This is a genomic window from Clostridium sp. AF21-20LB, from assembly GCF_003478795.1.
GTDB classification, from domain to species: Bacteria; Bacillota; Clostridia; order Lachnospirales; family Lachnospiraceae; genus Otoolea; species Otoolea fessa.
Genome location: NZ_QUGD01000002.1, coordinates 150591 through 165573 on the forward strand (window position 1 = coordinate 150591; position 14983 = coordinate 165573).

At 52.3% G+C, this 14983-nt stretch carries 14 protein-coding genes; all 14 read right to left on the bottom strand.

Annotated features, from left to right (window positions below; all coding sequences use genetic code 11):
- Positions 1–8 precede the first annotated feature (8 nt).
- Positions 9–1427: a D-alanyl-D-alanine carboxypeptidase family protein gene (locus tag DWX76_RS02130; RefSeq protein WP_118570032.1), complete on the bottom strand. Its 1419-nt coding sequence runs from the start codon at positions 1425–1427 to the stop codon at positions 9–11.
- 405 nt (positions 1428–1832) lie between these two features.
- A complete protein-coding gene (locus DWX76_RS02135; protein WP_117795607.1) occupies positions 1833–2819 on the bottom strand; it encodes a diaminopimelate dehydrogenase in 987 nt (328 codons plus the stop codon).
- Positions 2820–3000: 181 nt separating this feature from the next.
- The gene (locus tag DWX76_RS02140) at positions 3001–4866 is read right to left on the bottom strand and encodes an ABC transporter ATP-binding protein (protein WP_118468696.1); all 1866 of its coding nucleotides are present in this window, start codon (positions 4864–4866) and stop codon (positions 3001–3003) included.
- Positions 4863–6545, bottom strand: a complete 1683-nt coding sequence (locus tag DWX76_RS02145) for an ABC transporter ATP-binding protein (protein ID WP_118570045.1) — start codon at positions 6543–6545, stop codon at positions 4863–4865. Before DWX76_RS02145 ends, DWX76_RS02140 begins: the two co-directional genes overlap by 4 nt.
- A 105-nt stretch (positions 6546–6650) precedes the next feature.
- Complete coding sequence (locus tag DWX76_RS14775; protein ID WP_412693952.1) at positions 6651–8612, bottom strand: SNF2-related protein; 1962 nt, start codon at positions 8610–8612, stop codon at positions 6651–6653.
- 44 nt (positions 8613–8656) lie between these two features.
- Positions 8657–9619, bottom strand: a complete 963-nt coding sequence (locus DWX76_RS14780) for an SNF2 helicase associated domain-containing protein (protein ID WP_412693953.1) — start codon at positions 9617–9619, stop codon at positions 8657–8659.
- On the bottom strand, positions 9616–9876 hold the full coding sequence (locus tag DWX76_RS14785; protein ID WP_412693954.1) for an SWIM zinc finger family protein: 261 nt from the start codon (positions 9874–9876) through the stop codon (positions 9616–9618). Before DWX76_RS14785 ends, DWX76_RS14780 begins: the two co-directional genes overlap by 4 nt.
- A gap of 22 nt (positions 9877–9898) precedes the next feature.
- A complete protein-coding gene (gene argS / locus DWX76_RS02155; protein ID WP_022358738.1) occupies positions 9899–11668 on the bottom strand; it encodes an arginine--tRNA ligase in 1770 nt (589 codons plus the stop codon).
- Between the two features lie 32 nt (positions 11669–11700).
- A complete protein-coding gene (locus DWX76_RS02160) occupies positions 11701–12465 on the bottom strand; it encodes an N-acetylmuramoyl-L-alanine amidase family protein (RefSeq protein ID WP_233430155.1) in 765 nt (254 codons plus the stop codon).
- Positions 12466–12770: 305 nt separating this feature from the next.
- Positions 12771–13328: an elongation factor P gene (gene efp, locus DWX76_RS02165; protein ID WP_022358740.1), complete on the bottom strand. Its 558-nt coding sequence runs from the start codon at positions 13326–13328 to the stop codon at positions 12771–12773.
- A gap of 70 nt (positions 13329–13398) precedes the next feature.
- Complete coding sequence (locus DWX76_RS14790) at positions 13399–13530, bottom strand: hypothetical protein (RefSeq protein WP_270228417.1); 132 nt, start codon at positions 13528–13530, stop codon at positions 13399–13401.
- A 36-nt stretch (positions 13531–13566) separates the two neighbouring features.
- Complete coding sequence (locus DWX76_RS02170; RefSeq protein ID WP_107000417.1) at positions 13567–14082, bottom strand: YqeG family HAD IIIA-type phosphatase; 516 nt, start codon at positions 14080–14082, stop codon at positions 13567–13569.
- Positions 14082–14579 (bottom strand): transcriptional regulator NrdR, encoded by a 498-nt coding sequence (gene nrdR / locus DWX76_RS02175; protein ID WP_118522661.1) that lies wholly within the window; start codon positions 14577–14579, stop codon positions 14082–14084. The genes DWX76_RS02170 and nrdR overlap by 1 nt, the downstream gene beginning before the upstream one ends.
- 111 nt (positions 14580–14690) lie before the next feature.
- The gene (locus DWX76_RS02180; protein ID WP_106999996.1) at positions 14691–14942 is read right to left on the bottom strand and encodes a YlmC/YmxH family sporulation protein; all 252 of its coding nucleotides are present in this window, start codon (positions 14940–14942) and stop codon (positions 14691–14693) included.
- Positions 14943–14983: the final 41 nt, after the last annotated feature.

Sequence of the window (14983 nt, forward strand, 5' to 3'; positions counted from 1 at the left end):
GCTCTTCTTTATTTCTGAATCCAGACACCATTCGCATCGACTCTATATCCGTCCGGTGTCGTTCCATTGACAAACAATGCTCCGTCAGCACTCACATAATACCAGTATCCATTCGTCTGAATCCAGCGGCTCTTCGCCATAGCCCCGCTTTCGGTATAATAATGCCAGGAGCCGTTTACCATCTGCCAGTCACGCGCCATCCACGCATCTGCATGGAAATAGTATGTCTCCCCCTTGATCAGGAGACTCTCATTTGCCGCGTAGGTTCCGTTTGCTTTCAGGTATTTCCATTCATTTCCAAACTGCTGCCACGCACCGTCGCCCTGAGCAGCTGTATTGCCAGCTCCAGAGCTACCCGGTCCACCCTGGCTGCCGGAAGAAGAGGTATTTTTGCTGGTCGTATTGCCGGACGGCTTGCTGGAATTTGACGTACTGTTGTTCGCCGCATCCGATACCGAGGTGTTCGTGCCTGCCGGTGTGCCGGATGCGCTTCCCGCCACTGCAAAACCATAGTCCAGCAACTTCTTCGTATCGTCATAATGGGTCTGCGAACTCTTTAAAATAACTGCAATCAGGCGCACGCCATTCCGCTCTACACACGTTACCAGCGTGTTGCCTGCCAGGGAGGTATAACCGGTCTTTCCGCCTATGATTCCCTCATAATACTGGGAATTTGCCGGATTGAGCATCTTATGTCCCATCGTAAGCGTCCGCACCGTCGGCACGCTGGCAGTCGCCGGGAAATCGTAATGCAGGGTCGATGCAACCTGACGCACCGTCGCATTATTGAATGCAGCATTTGCAATCAGCGCCATATCATGTGCGGTTGTAAAATGGTTCGCATTGTTCAGACCATTCGGATTTGCAAAATGCGTATGCGTGCATCCTAAGGACGCTGCCTTCTCATTCATCTTATCCGCAAACGCGCTGACACTGCCGGACACATGCTCCGCCAGTCCGTTTGCCACCTCATTTGCCGATTTTAAAAGCAGACCATAGAGACAGTCCTTAACCGTAAAGGTATCACCCGCCTTGACCTGCAGCGTCACCGCGCCCGATTCCAGATTCGAAACTGCCGTCTGGGAAAAGGTTACCGTATCACTCAGATTACAGTTTTCCGCTACCAGAAGCGCCGTCATCAGCTTCGTGATGCTGGCTGGATAATACTGCGTATCCGCATTCTTGGAAAACAGGAACTGGTTGTGCGTCGCATCATAGAGCACTGCGCCCTGCGCTGCCACCGTCGGCTGAGCTGCATTCTGTGAAGTAACCGTTGCTCCCGAAGGAACTGCGCCGGAGACCGTGCCTCCTGCCGCCTGTCCCGGACCGGTCGCCCCGTCTGTCGCAGCAAATGCCGTCCATGACACAGACATCATAAGTGCCATTCCCAGGCAGAGGGAACGCACGGATTTTTTCCATTTATTCATCGTATATTGTCCTTCCTGTATGTATTTTCGCTTTTCTCCTACCCACCAGCTCCCGCAAACGTAAAGTTACGTTCACTCATTGCGCGGACTTTAACGGATTTTGCCAGTGCTGCGCAGGTACAAATCATGCAAATCTGTCTTACATTTTACTTCATTTTAAGCGACAATACAAGTTGAAAGGAAAATTTGAAATTATTACAATTTTATTACAAAAACAGGTAGCCGAAGGACATTCAGCTCCTCCAGCTACCGCTTGATTCTTTTTGTATCTTCTCTTTAAATCGTTGACCAGCTTCGCCGGTTTCCAGTTAACGCCGTCTTTGCATACGCCGTGCGTCACAGAATCCATCTTGTCATGCAGATCTTCTGCATTCCAGACGCTTTCTATTTTTATTTAATAAATTTTTACAGATACTTCTTCCGCAGATCTGCCCCACTCTCTGCCGACAGATACGCCGGTGCCACATCAAAGACGGTCTTGCAGCCCTTCTGGCCTTCCTGGTTCATCTTGTATGCCGCGCGTGCGTATGCCACGATGATGGAGGAAGTAAATTCCGGGTTGGAATCCAGCTTTAAGCTGTACTCGATGATATGGTGGTTCTCTTTGTTCCAGCCGGTCTTACCGCTGCGGAGTACAAAACCACCGTGCGGGAGACGGTTGTGATCGCGTTTCAGTTCTTCTTCGGTGATGAAATGAACCGTTGTGTCATAATCAGAAAAGTAGTTCGGCATGGTCTTGATCTCATTCTCGATCTTTGCCTGATCCGCTCCCTCTTCTGCCACAACAAAGCACTCTCTGGTGTGTTTTTCGCGGGTGGTCAGCTCTGGGCTGCTGCCGCTTCTGACTGCCTCCAGTGCACTCTCAACTGGGATTGTGTACTGTCTGGCATCCTTGACGCCCTCGATCCGGCGGATCGCATCGGAATGTCCCTGGCTGACGCCCTTGCCCCAGAATGTATAATTTTCGCCCTCCGGCAGGCATGCAGCTGCATAGAGACGGTTCAGGGAGAACATACCCGGATCCCAGCCAACAGAGATGATGCCAACCTTTCCGGATTTCTGTGCGGACTCATCGACTGCTGCGAAATGCTCTGGAATCTTTGCATGGGTATCGAAGCTGTCCACTACGTTAAACCACTGTGCATATTTCGGGGTCTGGACCGGCAGATCCGTAGCCGAACCGCCGCAGAGAATCAAAACGTCGATCTCGTCTTTCTTCGCCTCTGCCTCATCTACATGATAAACCGGTACGCCCTCGGTCAGGATCTTGACCGTTTCCGGCGCACGCCGTGTAAATACTGCTTTCAGTTCCATATCCGGATTCTGGCGGATCGCACACTCCACGCCGCGTCCCAGATTTCCATATCCTAAAATTCCAACTCGGATACTCATAGATATTCCTCCTAACGGTACAAAATTTGCCACGGATCCGGCTCTATTTTCCAACTTACGTGATCCGATTTTACTTAAAAATTTCAAGTGTTCCCATTATACACTAGATCCATCCGTTTTTCAATATAGGTGAGTTCACGCGTACAGGAAACAAATTCTCATTTAATTCTCAACGAAAGCCTTATTCCAGCTCCTTCATTCCGGTATACAGCTCAAAATACCGCCCTTTCTGCGCCAGCAGATCTTCATGGTCACCGCGCTCAATGATCTGCCCGTGCTCCAGCACCATGATCGCATTGGCGTTGCGGACTGTCGAAAGCCGGTGGGCGATGACAAAGGTCGTCCGGTCCGCCATCAGCCGGTCCATGCCGTGCTCGATGTGCTTCTCCGTCCGCGTATCGACCGAACTCGTCGCCTCATCCAGAATCAGGATCGGTGCTTTAGAAACTGCTGCCCGCGCAATGTTTAATAGCTGGCGCTGTCCCTGGCTTAAGTTTGCACCGTCACCCTCCAGCATCGTGTCATACCCATCCGGCAGACGCATGATAAAGGAATGCGCCGATGCCGTTTTTGCCGCCTCAACAACTTCTTCATCCGTGGCATCCAGCCGCCCGTATCGAATATTTTCCCGTACCGTGCCGGTAAAAAGATGCGTATCCTGCAGAACCATCGCGATATTTTCCCGCAGCTCCTTCCGGTGCATCCGGCGGACATCGACGCCGTCCACCGTGATCGAGCCGCCCTGTATATCATAAAAACGGTTGATCAGATTCGTGATCGTCGTTTTTCCGGCTCCCGTCGAGCCGACAAAGGCGATCTTCTGTCCCGGCTTCGCATAGAGCGAAATATCCTTCAAAATCACCTGCCCCGGCTCATAGCCGAAAGTCACATGGTCAAGCACCACCTCACCGCGGATCGGCGCGATCGAAACCGCATCCGGCGCATCTGCCGCCTCCGGTTCCGCATCCAGCACTGCAAACACGCGCTCCGCGCCTGCCAGCGCCGAAAATACGTTTCCAACCTGCATGGAAAGCTCGTTGATCGGTCTGGAAAATTGCCGCGAAAAACCTAAAAATACGGTCAGTCCACCGACATCAAAGTTCCGGAACACACAGAGCAAACCGCCAATGCAGGCTGTCAGTCCATAATTTAACTGGCTTAAATTGTTCATGACCGGTCCCATCACACCGCCGAAAAACTGTGCCCGGATCTGTTTTTCTTTCAGATCCGCATTGAGCCATCCAAATTCTTCCTCTGCGATCTCCTCATGGCAGAATACCTTGACGACCTTCTGCCCCTGCACGGTCTCCTCAATATAGCCGTTCATCGCGCCAAGCGCCGCCTGCTGGGCAGAGAAATATTTCTGGCTCCGTCCGGCAACAAATTTACCGGCACGCAGCATCACCGGCATCATGGCAAGCGTAATCACCGTCAGCCACACGTTCGTGTAAATCATCAGCACCAGCGTTCCCACAATACTGAGTGCGCCGGATAAAAGCTGCACCAGTGTACTGCTGAGCATCATGCCGATCGTATCCACATCGTTTGTAAAACGGCTCATCAGATCGCCGTTGCTGCCGGTATCATAAAACCGGAGCGGAAGCGTCTGCATATGGTTAAACAGCTCTTCCCGCAGCCGCTGCAGCGCGTTCTGCGCCACCTGCAGCATGATGCGCGACTGCATATAGGCAGCGGCAACGCTGACTAAATAAACCGCTCCCATCACGCACAGGGAACGGAACAGCCCCACCACATCGCCCCGGCTGCCATCTAAAGGCACAATATACCGGTTGATGATCGGGCGCAGCATATAGGCGCCCGCCAGATTCGTCACCGTCCCCAGGATCACACAGAAAAAGGCGACTGTCATCGCCATCCGGTCGCGTTTTAAGTATGAAAGCAGGCGCAGCATCGTCTGACCGCCCGCCTTGGGCTTTCCGCCCTTCATGACCGCCATCCGTTCCGGTCCCCGGCGGCGTTTCGGCGCGTCGGCTATGCGGCTGCCATATCGGCGTTTCAGGCTTTCAATCTGTTTTTCATCCATCATGCCATCCCCTCCCCGTCTGCCCGTTTTCCATATTGCGTCTCATAGATCTCCCGGTACGCCTCACAGGATGCCAGCAGCTTCTCCTGCGTTCCCTCTCCGATAATCCTGCCGTCCTCAAGGACGAGAATCCGATCCGCGTATTCCAGCGAACTCAGCCGCTGTGCGATAATAAATTTCGTCGTATCTTTCAAATCTTCCCGGAATGCCGTCCGGATCGCCGCCTCCGTTGCCGTATCGACCGCACTGGTGCTGTCGTCGAGAATCAGGATCTTCGGCTTCTTTAAGAGTGCCCTTGCGATGCACAGCCGTTGTTTCTGACCGCCGGATACATTGACGCCGCCCTGTCCCATCTCCGTTTTGTAGCCTTCGGCAAACGAATTCACAAAGGAATCTGCCTGCGCATACACTGCTGCCCGCCGCACTTCTTCCTCCGTCGCCGTCTCATCACCCCAGCGCAGGTTTTCCTCGATCGTGCCGGAAAACAGGACGTTTTTCTGTAAAACCATGCCAACGCCGTCCCGGAGATTTTTCAGGGAATACTCCCGCACATCGATACCATCCACCCGCACACTCCCCTCTGTCACATCATAGAGGCGGGGAATCAGCTGTACCAGCGACGTTTTTCCGCTTCCGGTCGCACCGAGGATGCCGATCGTCTCTCCCGGCTCTGCCGTCAGGCTGATGTGGGATAGAACCGGCTCACCGCCTTCGCGGTAGGAAAAGGAAACATCCTTAAATTCCACGCGTCCTTTCTCAACCTTCCGGTCCTTCTGTGATGCATTTTCATCGCTCAGATCAATCGGCTCATCCAGCACCTCATCGATTCGCCGGATGGACGCCATCGCGCGGGAACTCTGCAAAAATACCATTGAGAGCATCATAAGTGACATCAGAATCTGTACAATGTAGGTCGTAAATGCCGTCAGATCCCCGACCGCCATCCGTCCGCCGATAATCAGGTTTCCGCCGAACCAGACAACTGCCAGTGTCGTCACATTCATCGCGAACATCATGACCGGCATCGTCGCAATTACGATCTTCAGCGCCCGCAGCCCTGCCTCCTTGAGCTCCCGGTTCGTGTCGGCAAACCGCTTTTCCTCGTAGTCTTCCCGCACAAAGGATTTCACCACCCGCACGTTCGTCAGCACCTCCTGGATGCCGCTATTGAGCGTATCCAGCGCTTTCTGCATGGCTGTAAACCGCGGGTAGGCAGTCCGTAGGATCCAGACGATCGCCGCCATCAGAAGCGGAATCACCACCAGGATGACAGCTGCCAGTTCCGCATTCATCCAGAATGCCATCACAAGCGCCCCCAGGAACATGCCCGGCGCGCGCAGCATCATCCGAAGTCCCATCATAATCAGGTTCTGTACCTGCTGGATATCGTTCGTCAGACGGGTTACCAGCGATCCCGTGCTGAACGTATCGATATTTTTAAATGAAAACTGCTGCACTCTGGCAAATAAGTCGCGGCGCAGATCGCTGGTAAAGGAAATCGACGCCTTCGCTGCAAAATATGCCCCCAGAATGCCGCCTGCCGCCATCAAAAAGGAGGTAATCGCCATCACAAGTCCCATTTTGAGAATGTATCCGCCGTCTTTCTGCGCCACGCCATGGTTAATAATCATCGACATAAATTTGGGCAGCAGAATCTCACCCAGCACCTCCGTTACCATCATGAGCGGTCCCAGAATAAAGGCGCTCTTATATGGCAGTATATATGATTTGTATCGTTTCCATTGCTTCACGCTTTTTCCTCCTGCCCGTTATTTCTGCAAATTTTTTTATGGATTCTGTTCAAACAGCTCCATCAGTTCATTCTGGCTCAAATCGCCCAGTGAAACCATTCCCTCTGAAACCACCTGCGCCGCCAGCGCAAGTTTCGCATTCTGCAGCTTCAAAAGATTTTCTTCTATCGTATCCTTTAAGATCAGTTTGTATACCGTGACCGGCTTTTCCTGCCCGATCCGGTACGCGCGGTCGGTCGCCTGGTTCTGCGCTGCCACATTCCACCACGGATCGTAATGAATCACGATATCTGCCGCCGTCAGGTTGAGTCCCGTTCCCCCGGCTTTCAGGGAAATAAGGAACACCGGAACCTCATCCGAGGCAAACGCCTGCACCATCCGGCTGCGTTCTTCCTTCGGGGTCGCGCCGACCAGAAGATGGGACGAAATGCCCTCCTGTAAAAGGCGTTCCCGAATCCGCTCCAGCATCGAGGCAAACTGGGAAAAGAGCAGGATCTTATGTCCCGCCGCAGACGCCGATGCGATCAGCGAAACACAGGTCTCCAGCTTCGCCGATTCCCCCGTATAATCTTCAAAACAGAGTGCCGGATCGCAGCAGATCTGGCGCAGCCGCATGAGCTGGGAAAGCACTTCCAATTTTCCATTACCCGACCACGCGCCACCAGCCAGCGCCTCTTTCAGTTTCAACGCCGACGCCGTATAAAGCTTCTGCTGCCGCCCCGACGCCGCCGAATAAACGATCCTCTCTTCCTTGCCCGGAAGCTCCCGCAGCACATCCTTTTTCAAGCGGCGCAGGACAAACGGTCCCGTCATCCGCCGCAATGCCGTCAATGCTTCCGGATCCTGATTTTTCACGATTGGCAGCTCATACCGCTCACGAAACTTCCGGTAACTGTATAAAAATCCCGGCATCAGGAAATCAAAAATGCTCCAAAGCTCGCTGAGCCGGTTTTCCACCGGCGTTCCCGTCAGGGCAAAACGGGCATTCGCCGAAATCTCCTTTACCGCCTTCGCTCCCTGTGTCTTTGCATTTTTAATGACCTGCGCCTCGTCAATAATCTCATATTCAAACGTGCGTCCCAGATACGCTGCCCGATCCCGTTTCAACAGATCATAGGACGTGATGATCACCTGCGCCCCCTCAGACGCCTCCATCCGCATCTGCTCCTCCAGCTGTTCCTGCCGTTCTTTCGCCGTCCCGGCAATCAGAAGCACGCGGATCTCCGGCGAAAACCGGGCAAATTCCTGTCCCCAGTTGTAGACGAGCGACGCCGGGCAGACGATCAAAGACGGAAGAGGTAATTCTGACCCACTGCCTTCATTTCCAGCCGCTTTCTGCTCGGTTTTTTCCTGATAAAATGCCGTCAGAAGCGCAATCACCTGCAGCGTTTTTCCCAGTCCCATATCATCTGCCAGGATCCCGCCGAAATGATACCGCGCCAGCGTCCGCATCCACGTATATCCGATCTTCTGGTATTCCCTCAGCGTCTTTTCCAGCACCGCCGGAACCGCATAGCTGACACTCTGCGCCGTTTTTAGATCGCGCACCATCATCCCGTAGGCTTCATCCCGCTGAAACAGTTTCATCCTGCCGTCGCCCGAGAGACTGTCCAGATAAAAAGCACGGTAGGCAGGTATCTTCGCCTCCCCCGCCTGAAATTCACTCTTTGTCAGTCCCAGATCCGCAGTCAGACTGTCAAGCGCCTGCAGGCCGCCGCCCGAAAGCTGCAAAAATTCGCCATTTTTCATGCGGTAATATTTCTTTTTTTGGCGGTATTCACTGAGTACCTGCAAAAGCTCCGCCGGGTCGATTCCCGCCGTCTCAATCTTCAGATCCAGCCAACCGCCTCCAAGAGAAACCCCCATCGACACTTCCGGCGGGGGCAGGACGCGCAGATGGCGGACAGACTCTGACAGCCATACCTCTCCCACCTCCTGAAACTGCGGCATTCCCTCGCTCAGAACCTGGTACAGCGCTTCTTCATCCCCGCGGATCACCAGCTCGCCGCTCTCATCCTCCCAGTAAGAGAAGTACCGCGTGATCAGGCGGCTGATATAAATTCCGCCGGTACATCCCGGCAGATCTCCCGCGGAACATGCTCGTCCGCCAGCGGCGAAAACGTAAAATCTCCATAGGAAAGCGTCGGACGCAGACGCAGCTCGTCCGGCGAATCACTGTCAAACTCAAACCGGGCTTTCAACGCCTCTGGGCGGTATTTCTCCCAATCGATCTCCGTGCTCTGCAAGATCCCAAGTGCCTCCATGCCTTCCAGCACCCGCGCATAAAAGAGCGGAATATCCCGGCTTCCAACCAGCAGCTCCCGCTTCTCTTTCCGGCTTCCGCACTCTCTTCCGCCCTGTTCCATCTGCTCCAGAAAAACGCCCATCGTTTCTGTATACAGTTCACTGCATCCAAACAGATGCAATCCATCTGCCACATACAGACGCTGTTCTCCCCGGAACGAAGTTAGAGCCGATGGAACCGTAACCGCAATTCCATCGCCCCTTGCTTCCACCTCCACCGAGAAACGCGGATCCTTGTGCTCAACCCGGCACACACGTTCAGCACCTTTCTCGTCCTCCGTCTGGACTTCTTTTCCCTCTAAAAGATCAAACAGCCGATCCCTCGCTGCAGATCCCAGCGTTAACGCCCGCATCACCGGAAGCGGCAGCCCCGCATGACCGCGCATCTCCTCATAATGGCGTATGTAGGCGTCCGCCTCCTCCAGCAGAAGATCTAAAAATGGGCGGCTTTCCGGCGCAAAGGCAGACGGGACGTGTTCAAACGCCATGCCTTTTCCGTATTCCACCCGTTTTCCGCTGTGAACCGCCTGTGCAAATTCCAGCAGGTTTTTCACAATATACCGTTTTTCCCGTCCGATCCGTGCCTCCAAAAGCACTTCGCCGCGCCGGATCTGTAAATAGGGATGCAGATAGACCGGTTCCCGCTCTTCCTCGCCCAGAATCCGCGCTACTTCCCGGTTCGTGTACTCCCGGATCATCATCGGATCTCCGGCGAAGTCGAAACCGGCGGTGTATGCTCGGCTTTCTGCTGGCGGGCAAACGCCTCCTGAAGCGCTTTTGCATGAACGCAGGGACCCCGGAATGAATTTCCCTCCGCACAAGAACAAGAGTAGTCATAGATCTGACTACCCTTGATAAAAATTCTTGTCTGATATACCTTTGTCTCATCCTCAATCTGTCCCTGTACCCGTACTTCGCCCTTCCAGAAGGTATCTACGGACATTTTTATTATTTTCATGAGGATTCCTCCATATTACAGATTACATGTGTTCCGGCGATTCCATTCCGAGCAGATCCATACAGGTATCCAGCACCCGCTTGGTCAGCGTGATCAGGCTGATAAAAGCTGCCTGCTTCGCTGCGTCCTCCTCGGAGAGGATCTTATTTTCCAGATAGAATGCATTAAACGCATCCGCCACTGCCGCCATGTATTGGCAGAGCTTATGCGGCGCCGTCTCGTAGAATGCAGATTCTGTCACCTCGCCGAAACGGCAGAGCGCCATCTGAAGTGCTTTCTCTGTCTCGCTCTCAGCCGGACGGATCGGAACCACTTTAGCATCCGCACCGCGCAGTTCCTTGTATTTCTCCAGAATGGACTTGATGCGGACGATCATATACTGGATATGTGGACCTGTATTTCCCTCGAAGGAAATAAAGCGGTCTACATCGAAAATGTAATCTTTGGTCGCCTGATTCGAAAGATCGGCATATTTAAGTGCCGCCAGACCGACAATCTCCGCCGTGCGTGTCATCTCGTCCGCCGGAACTTTCTGCTTCTCCTGAATCTTCTCATATACCTTCTCATCGATATTCTTGATCAGGTGCTCCAGACGCATAACACCGCCCTCACGTGTCTTGAACGGACCACCGTCCTTGCCGTTCATCGTACCGAAGCCCAAGAAGATCATCGGCGTATCTTCTTTGACGATGCCCGCCTTCTTCGCCACACGGAATACCTGGATAAAATGAAGCTCCTGGCGCTTGTCTACGACGTAAATGTAGCGGTCCGGATGGAAATCCTGCTCACGTTCGATGATCGTCGCCAGATCGGAAGTCGCATACAGCGCCGCACCATCGGATTTGCGGACGATACAAGGCGGATATTCCTTCGCATCCCCTTCCTGTGCGATATCGACAACCAGCGCGCCATCGCTCTCATAGGCGAGACCTTTTTTCTGTAAATCCTCGATCAGTCCCGGAATATATGGCTGCGCATCGCTCTCGCCCTTCCAGAGGTCGAACGATACATTTAAATTGCCATAGTTTTTTTTCAGATCCTTCAAGGACACGTTCATGATGTGCTTCCAGATCGCATGGAACGGTGCATAGCCACTCTGCAGTTTGAAGGTTGCTTGCTGTGCCCGCTCACGGAATGCCGCATCTACCTTGGATTTCGCGCTCGCTGCCGGATAGATATCCTCCAGCTCGGAAATCGTAAACGGCGGCTCCGACGGATACTCGCCGGTATAATCCGGGTCAAAATATACCAGATCCGGCTGACGGTCATGCAGCTCCTCGATGATCAGTCCCATCTGCAATCCCCAGTCACCCAGATGCACATCGCTGATGACATGGTGTCCCATATAGCGGCTGATGCGCTTGATGCTCTCTCCGATGACCGCGGAACGTAAGTGTCCGACATGCAGTGGTTTTGCTACATTGGCTCCGCCGTAATCAATGATGATCGTCTCCGGCTTCTTAGCTGCGTTGAGTCCCAGCTTTTCATCCTCTGCCACCTGCTGTACATAGGATGCCAGGTAGCACGGATTCAGGCGGATATTGATAAATCCAGGCATCACGGCGTTGATCTCAGAAAACATCTTGCTTCCGGCTGTCTTTTCCACCACCTCATTGGCAATATCGATCGGTTTCTTTTTATACGCTTTGGCAGCTGCCATCGCGCCGTTACACTGATACTCGCAGAGATCCGGGCGGTTTGATACCGTTACGCGGATGTACTTCTCATCGTACCCGCAGCCGGTAAACGCCGGTTTCAGTTCTTCCACGATCAAATCTAAAATCGTTTTCATACTAGATTCCCTTTCATAATTTATATCGTATATTATATATCTTTCCGCATTGCCTTTTTCACATCCTTGCGGAACTGCTTCCAGGCATCCTCATGATCCACGAAATACTTCGGGCACGCCTTTCCAGTCACATCATAATGACGGATCACGTCTTTCGGACTTAAATCGAGCTGCTTGCACAGCCATGCAGTCAGTTTTACCAGCGAGTCATACGTCTCGTCTGTGAACTTTCCGTCTACCGCCGGATGGCAGCACTCAATCGAAACGGTGTCCGCATTCCTCTCATTGGAGGCATATGCCTTCTCCCCGACCGGAACGCACTCAATGATCTCGCCGTCCAGACCGATCACGAAATTGCTGCTGACGGAAACAGTGTTACTGCCGCTCTGATCTTTCAACCCCTCAAAATAATCATGGTTCTGCTGTGCCGTCGTCCCAGGATTTGCCACATAGTGAATCACGATCCCGTTGATGACCGGGATATTCGTCCCCGGTCTGGAATATCGGTTGACCGTGAGAAGCTGCTCATCAACCCAGTTTGGCATCTCGATCGTGGACGGATCGATCAGCTTGCGGATCATTTTCCCGCGCAGCGTCCAGCCTGTTCCCGCACCCAGGAGGAAAATAAGCAGACACAAAAACAGCCGCATCATCACACGGTGCTTCTTCTGCTGCCTCGTCCGCTCCCGGCGGATTGCCGTCTGCCTGCCGGATGTACGCCTCTTTCTGCCACCAGATCTGCGCCCCGGCTCATCCTCTTCCCCCAGACGCAGACGGTCTTCTCTTCCGTTCTCCATATTTATCACTCCCCATGAGCACCGCTCACTCCGAACCTGCTCTCTGAGATGAACCAACGGACGCGTCATAGACGCCTCCCCGATATGTTAAGCAAAAAAACTGTTGTAAAATCTCGACGTTTCCTCCGGATCTTACAACAGTTTCTCTGCTTGCTACTGTTCATGCGCTGCATAACCAGCAAAGGAAAATGCCTGCCACAAACAGTAATCTCTGTTTCCAGTCAGAAACCTGTCAGTGACACGACTGCCTCCCCACAAGGGTACAAACGGTATCGTGAAGACCTTTCTGACGTATATGTTATAACTTAGACTCTGGACAGATATTCACCAGTACGTGTATCGATCTTGATCTTATCGCCCTGGTTTACGAATAACGGTACATATACAGTAGCGCCAGTCTCTACAACTGCCGGTTTGGTAGCGCCTGTAGCAGTATCGCCCTTGAAGCCCGGCTCTGTATCTGTGATCTCAAGCTCTACGAACAGCGGCGGTTCTACGGAGAATACCTTGCCGTTGTAAGAACAGATCTTGCACATCTCGTTCTCTTTTACGAACTTGAGTGCGTCGCCGATTGTCTCCTGGTTTAAAGCTACCTGCTCATATGTGTTTACATCCATGAAGTTGTATAAGTCGCCATCGGAATACAGATACTGCATATCAACTCTGTCGATTCTGGCAGACGGGAACTTCTCGGTCGGACGGAAGGTTTTCTCTACAACGCCGCCATTCATTACGTTCTTAATTTTAGTACGAACGAACGCAGCTCCCTTTCCCGGTTTTACGTGCTGAAATTCCATGATCTGGTATACGTTGCCATCAATCTCCAGTGTGATGCCGTTTCTAAAATCGCCCGCTGATATCATAAATGATGCTCCTCCTTGAAAATACTCGCTTTATCTTTTTTATTTTATACTATAAAATCCTCTTTTTCAACTACTTTTTTGAAAACACAGGGCACATCATGTCAATTCCGCCCCTTATTTTTCTAAAATTGCCGATATTTTTTCTGAAAACAACTGATTTTCCACCGTTTCCGGCACTCCTGTCAGCATCCAGTTCTGCCACTTGGCAAGCTCTTTCAAACCGTTCAAAAACACCCAACTACAAACTTCCGCTATTTTTTTCCTGTCTTCTCACATAGAACCACAGGACAATTTTCTCCAGATACCGCTTTAACACGATCTGGATCTCTTCCTTCGGATTGATCGGCTTTACAAGAATCGAATAGATGCCTGTCCGCCTCGCCCCGTACACATCCGTAAAGAGCTGATCCCCGACAAACATCGTCGAGCGCTCGCCCGTTCCCATCCGGCGCATCGCCTGCCTGTATCCGCTGCGCTTCGGTTTTCTGCCCTTGTAAATATAATCCGAACCTACCTGTCCGGCAAACGGGGCGACCCGCGCCTCCTTATTATTCGAGAGCAGACAGGTGTGGAACCCGATCGCCCGCAAACGTTCAAACAGCTGTACTGCCCGCTCGTCCGCCGGGGCACCGTGCGGCACCAGCGTATTGTCAATATCAAATATGATACCCCGCATTCCCTTCTGGTAAAACTGCTCATACGGGATATCATACGCAGAATCCAGCCATTCATCCGGATAAAACGCATTTCCCATCATCTGGTCTCTTCCCCGTTCTTTCCAGGCTCATACGACGGCACATTCCGCTGCTGTATCTTCTGCAGTTCCTCCATAAATGTATCGACGTCTTTAAACTCCCGGTATACCGATGCAAACCGCACATAGGTAACCACATCCAGATCCTTTAACCGCTCCATCACAAGTTCCCCGATCACCGCGGTCGAGATCTCCCGTTCTTCCCGGTTAAATAAATTGTTTTCCACATCGTCGATCAACGCCGAAATCTGTCCCGGAGAGACTGGGCGCTTGTGGCAGGAATGCAGGATTCCTGCCTCTATCTTCGCCCGGTCGTACATCTCCCGGGTATTATCCTTTTTGACAACCATCAGAGGGATTGTCTCAAGTTTTTCATATGTGGTAAAACGCTTTCCACAAGTCTCGCACTGTCTCCGGCGTCTGATAGAACTGTTGTCATCCGCAGGCCGTGAATCGATTACTTTCGTGTCAGCCGCGTTGCAAAATGGACACTTCAATCGCTCTTCCCCTTTTCTGGTTTTATTGATATGCCCCCGCCAAGTTTTCATAACATATCATACTTATTATAATATCGCAGGAAGTGCGCTTCTGCAAGCAGAAGTTTTCCGCTATTCCTTCTTTTCTCTCTCTTCTTTCAGCCTCACCAGAATAATGTCATCCCCTATCTGGCAGATGTCGCAGAATGGAATTATGTACTCTTTTTCCCGCCCCAGAAAGCCCCAGACACAGCCCGGTCCCGGCACGATGATCGCAAGCATTTTTCCCGTGCTGATGTCAAAATCGACGTCGCCCACAAAACCAAGGCGCTTGCAATCTTTTACATTTATAACTTCCCGCTGTTTGAGTTCACAGATACGCATAGACATAAACCTCCCGGATCCTTCTGTAATCAAAATATGTA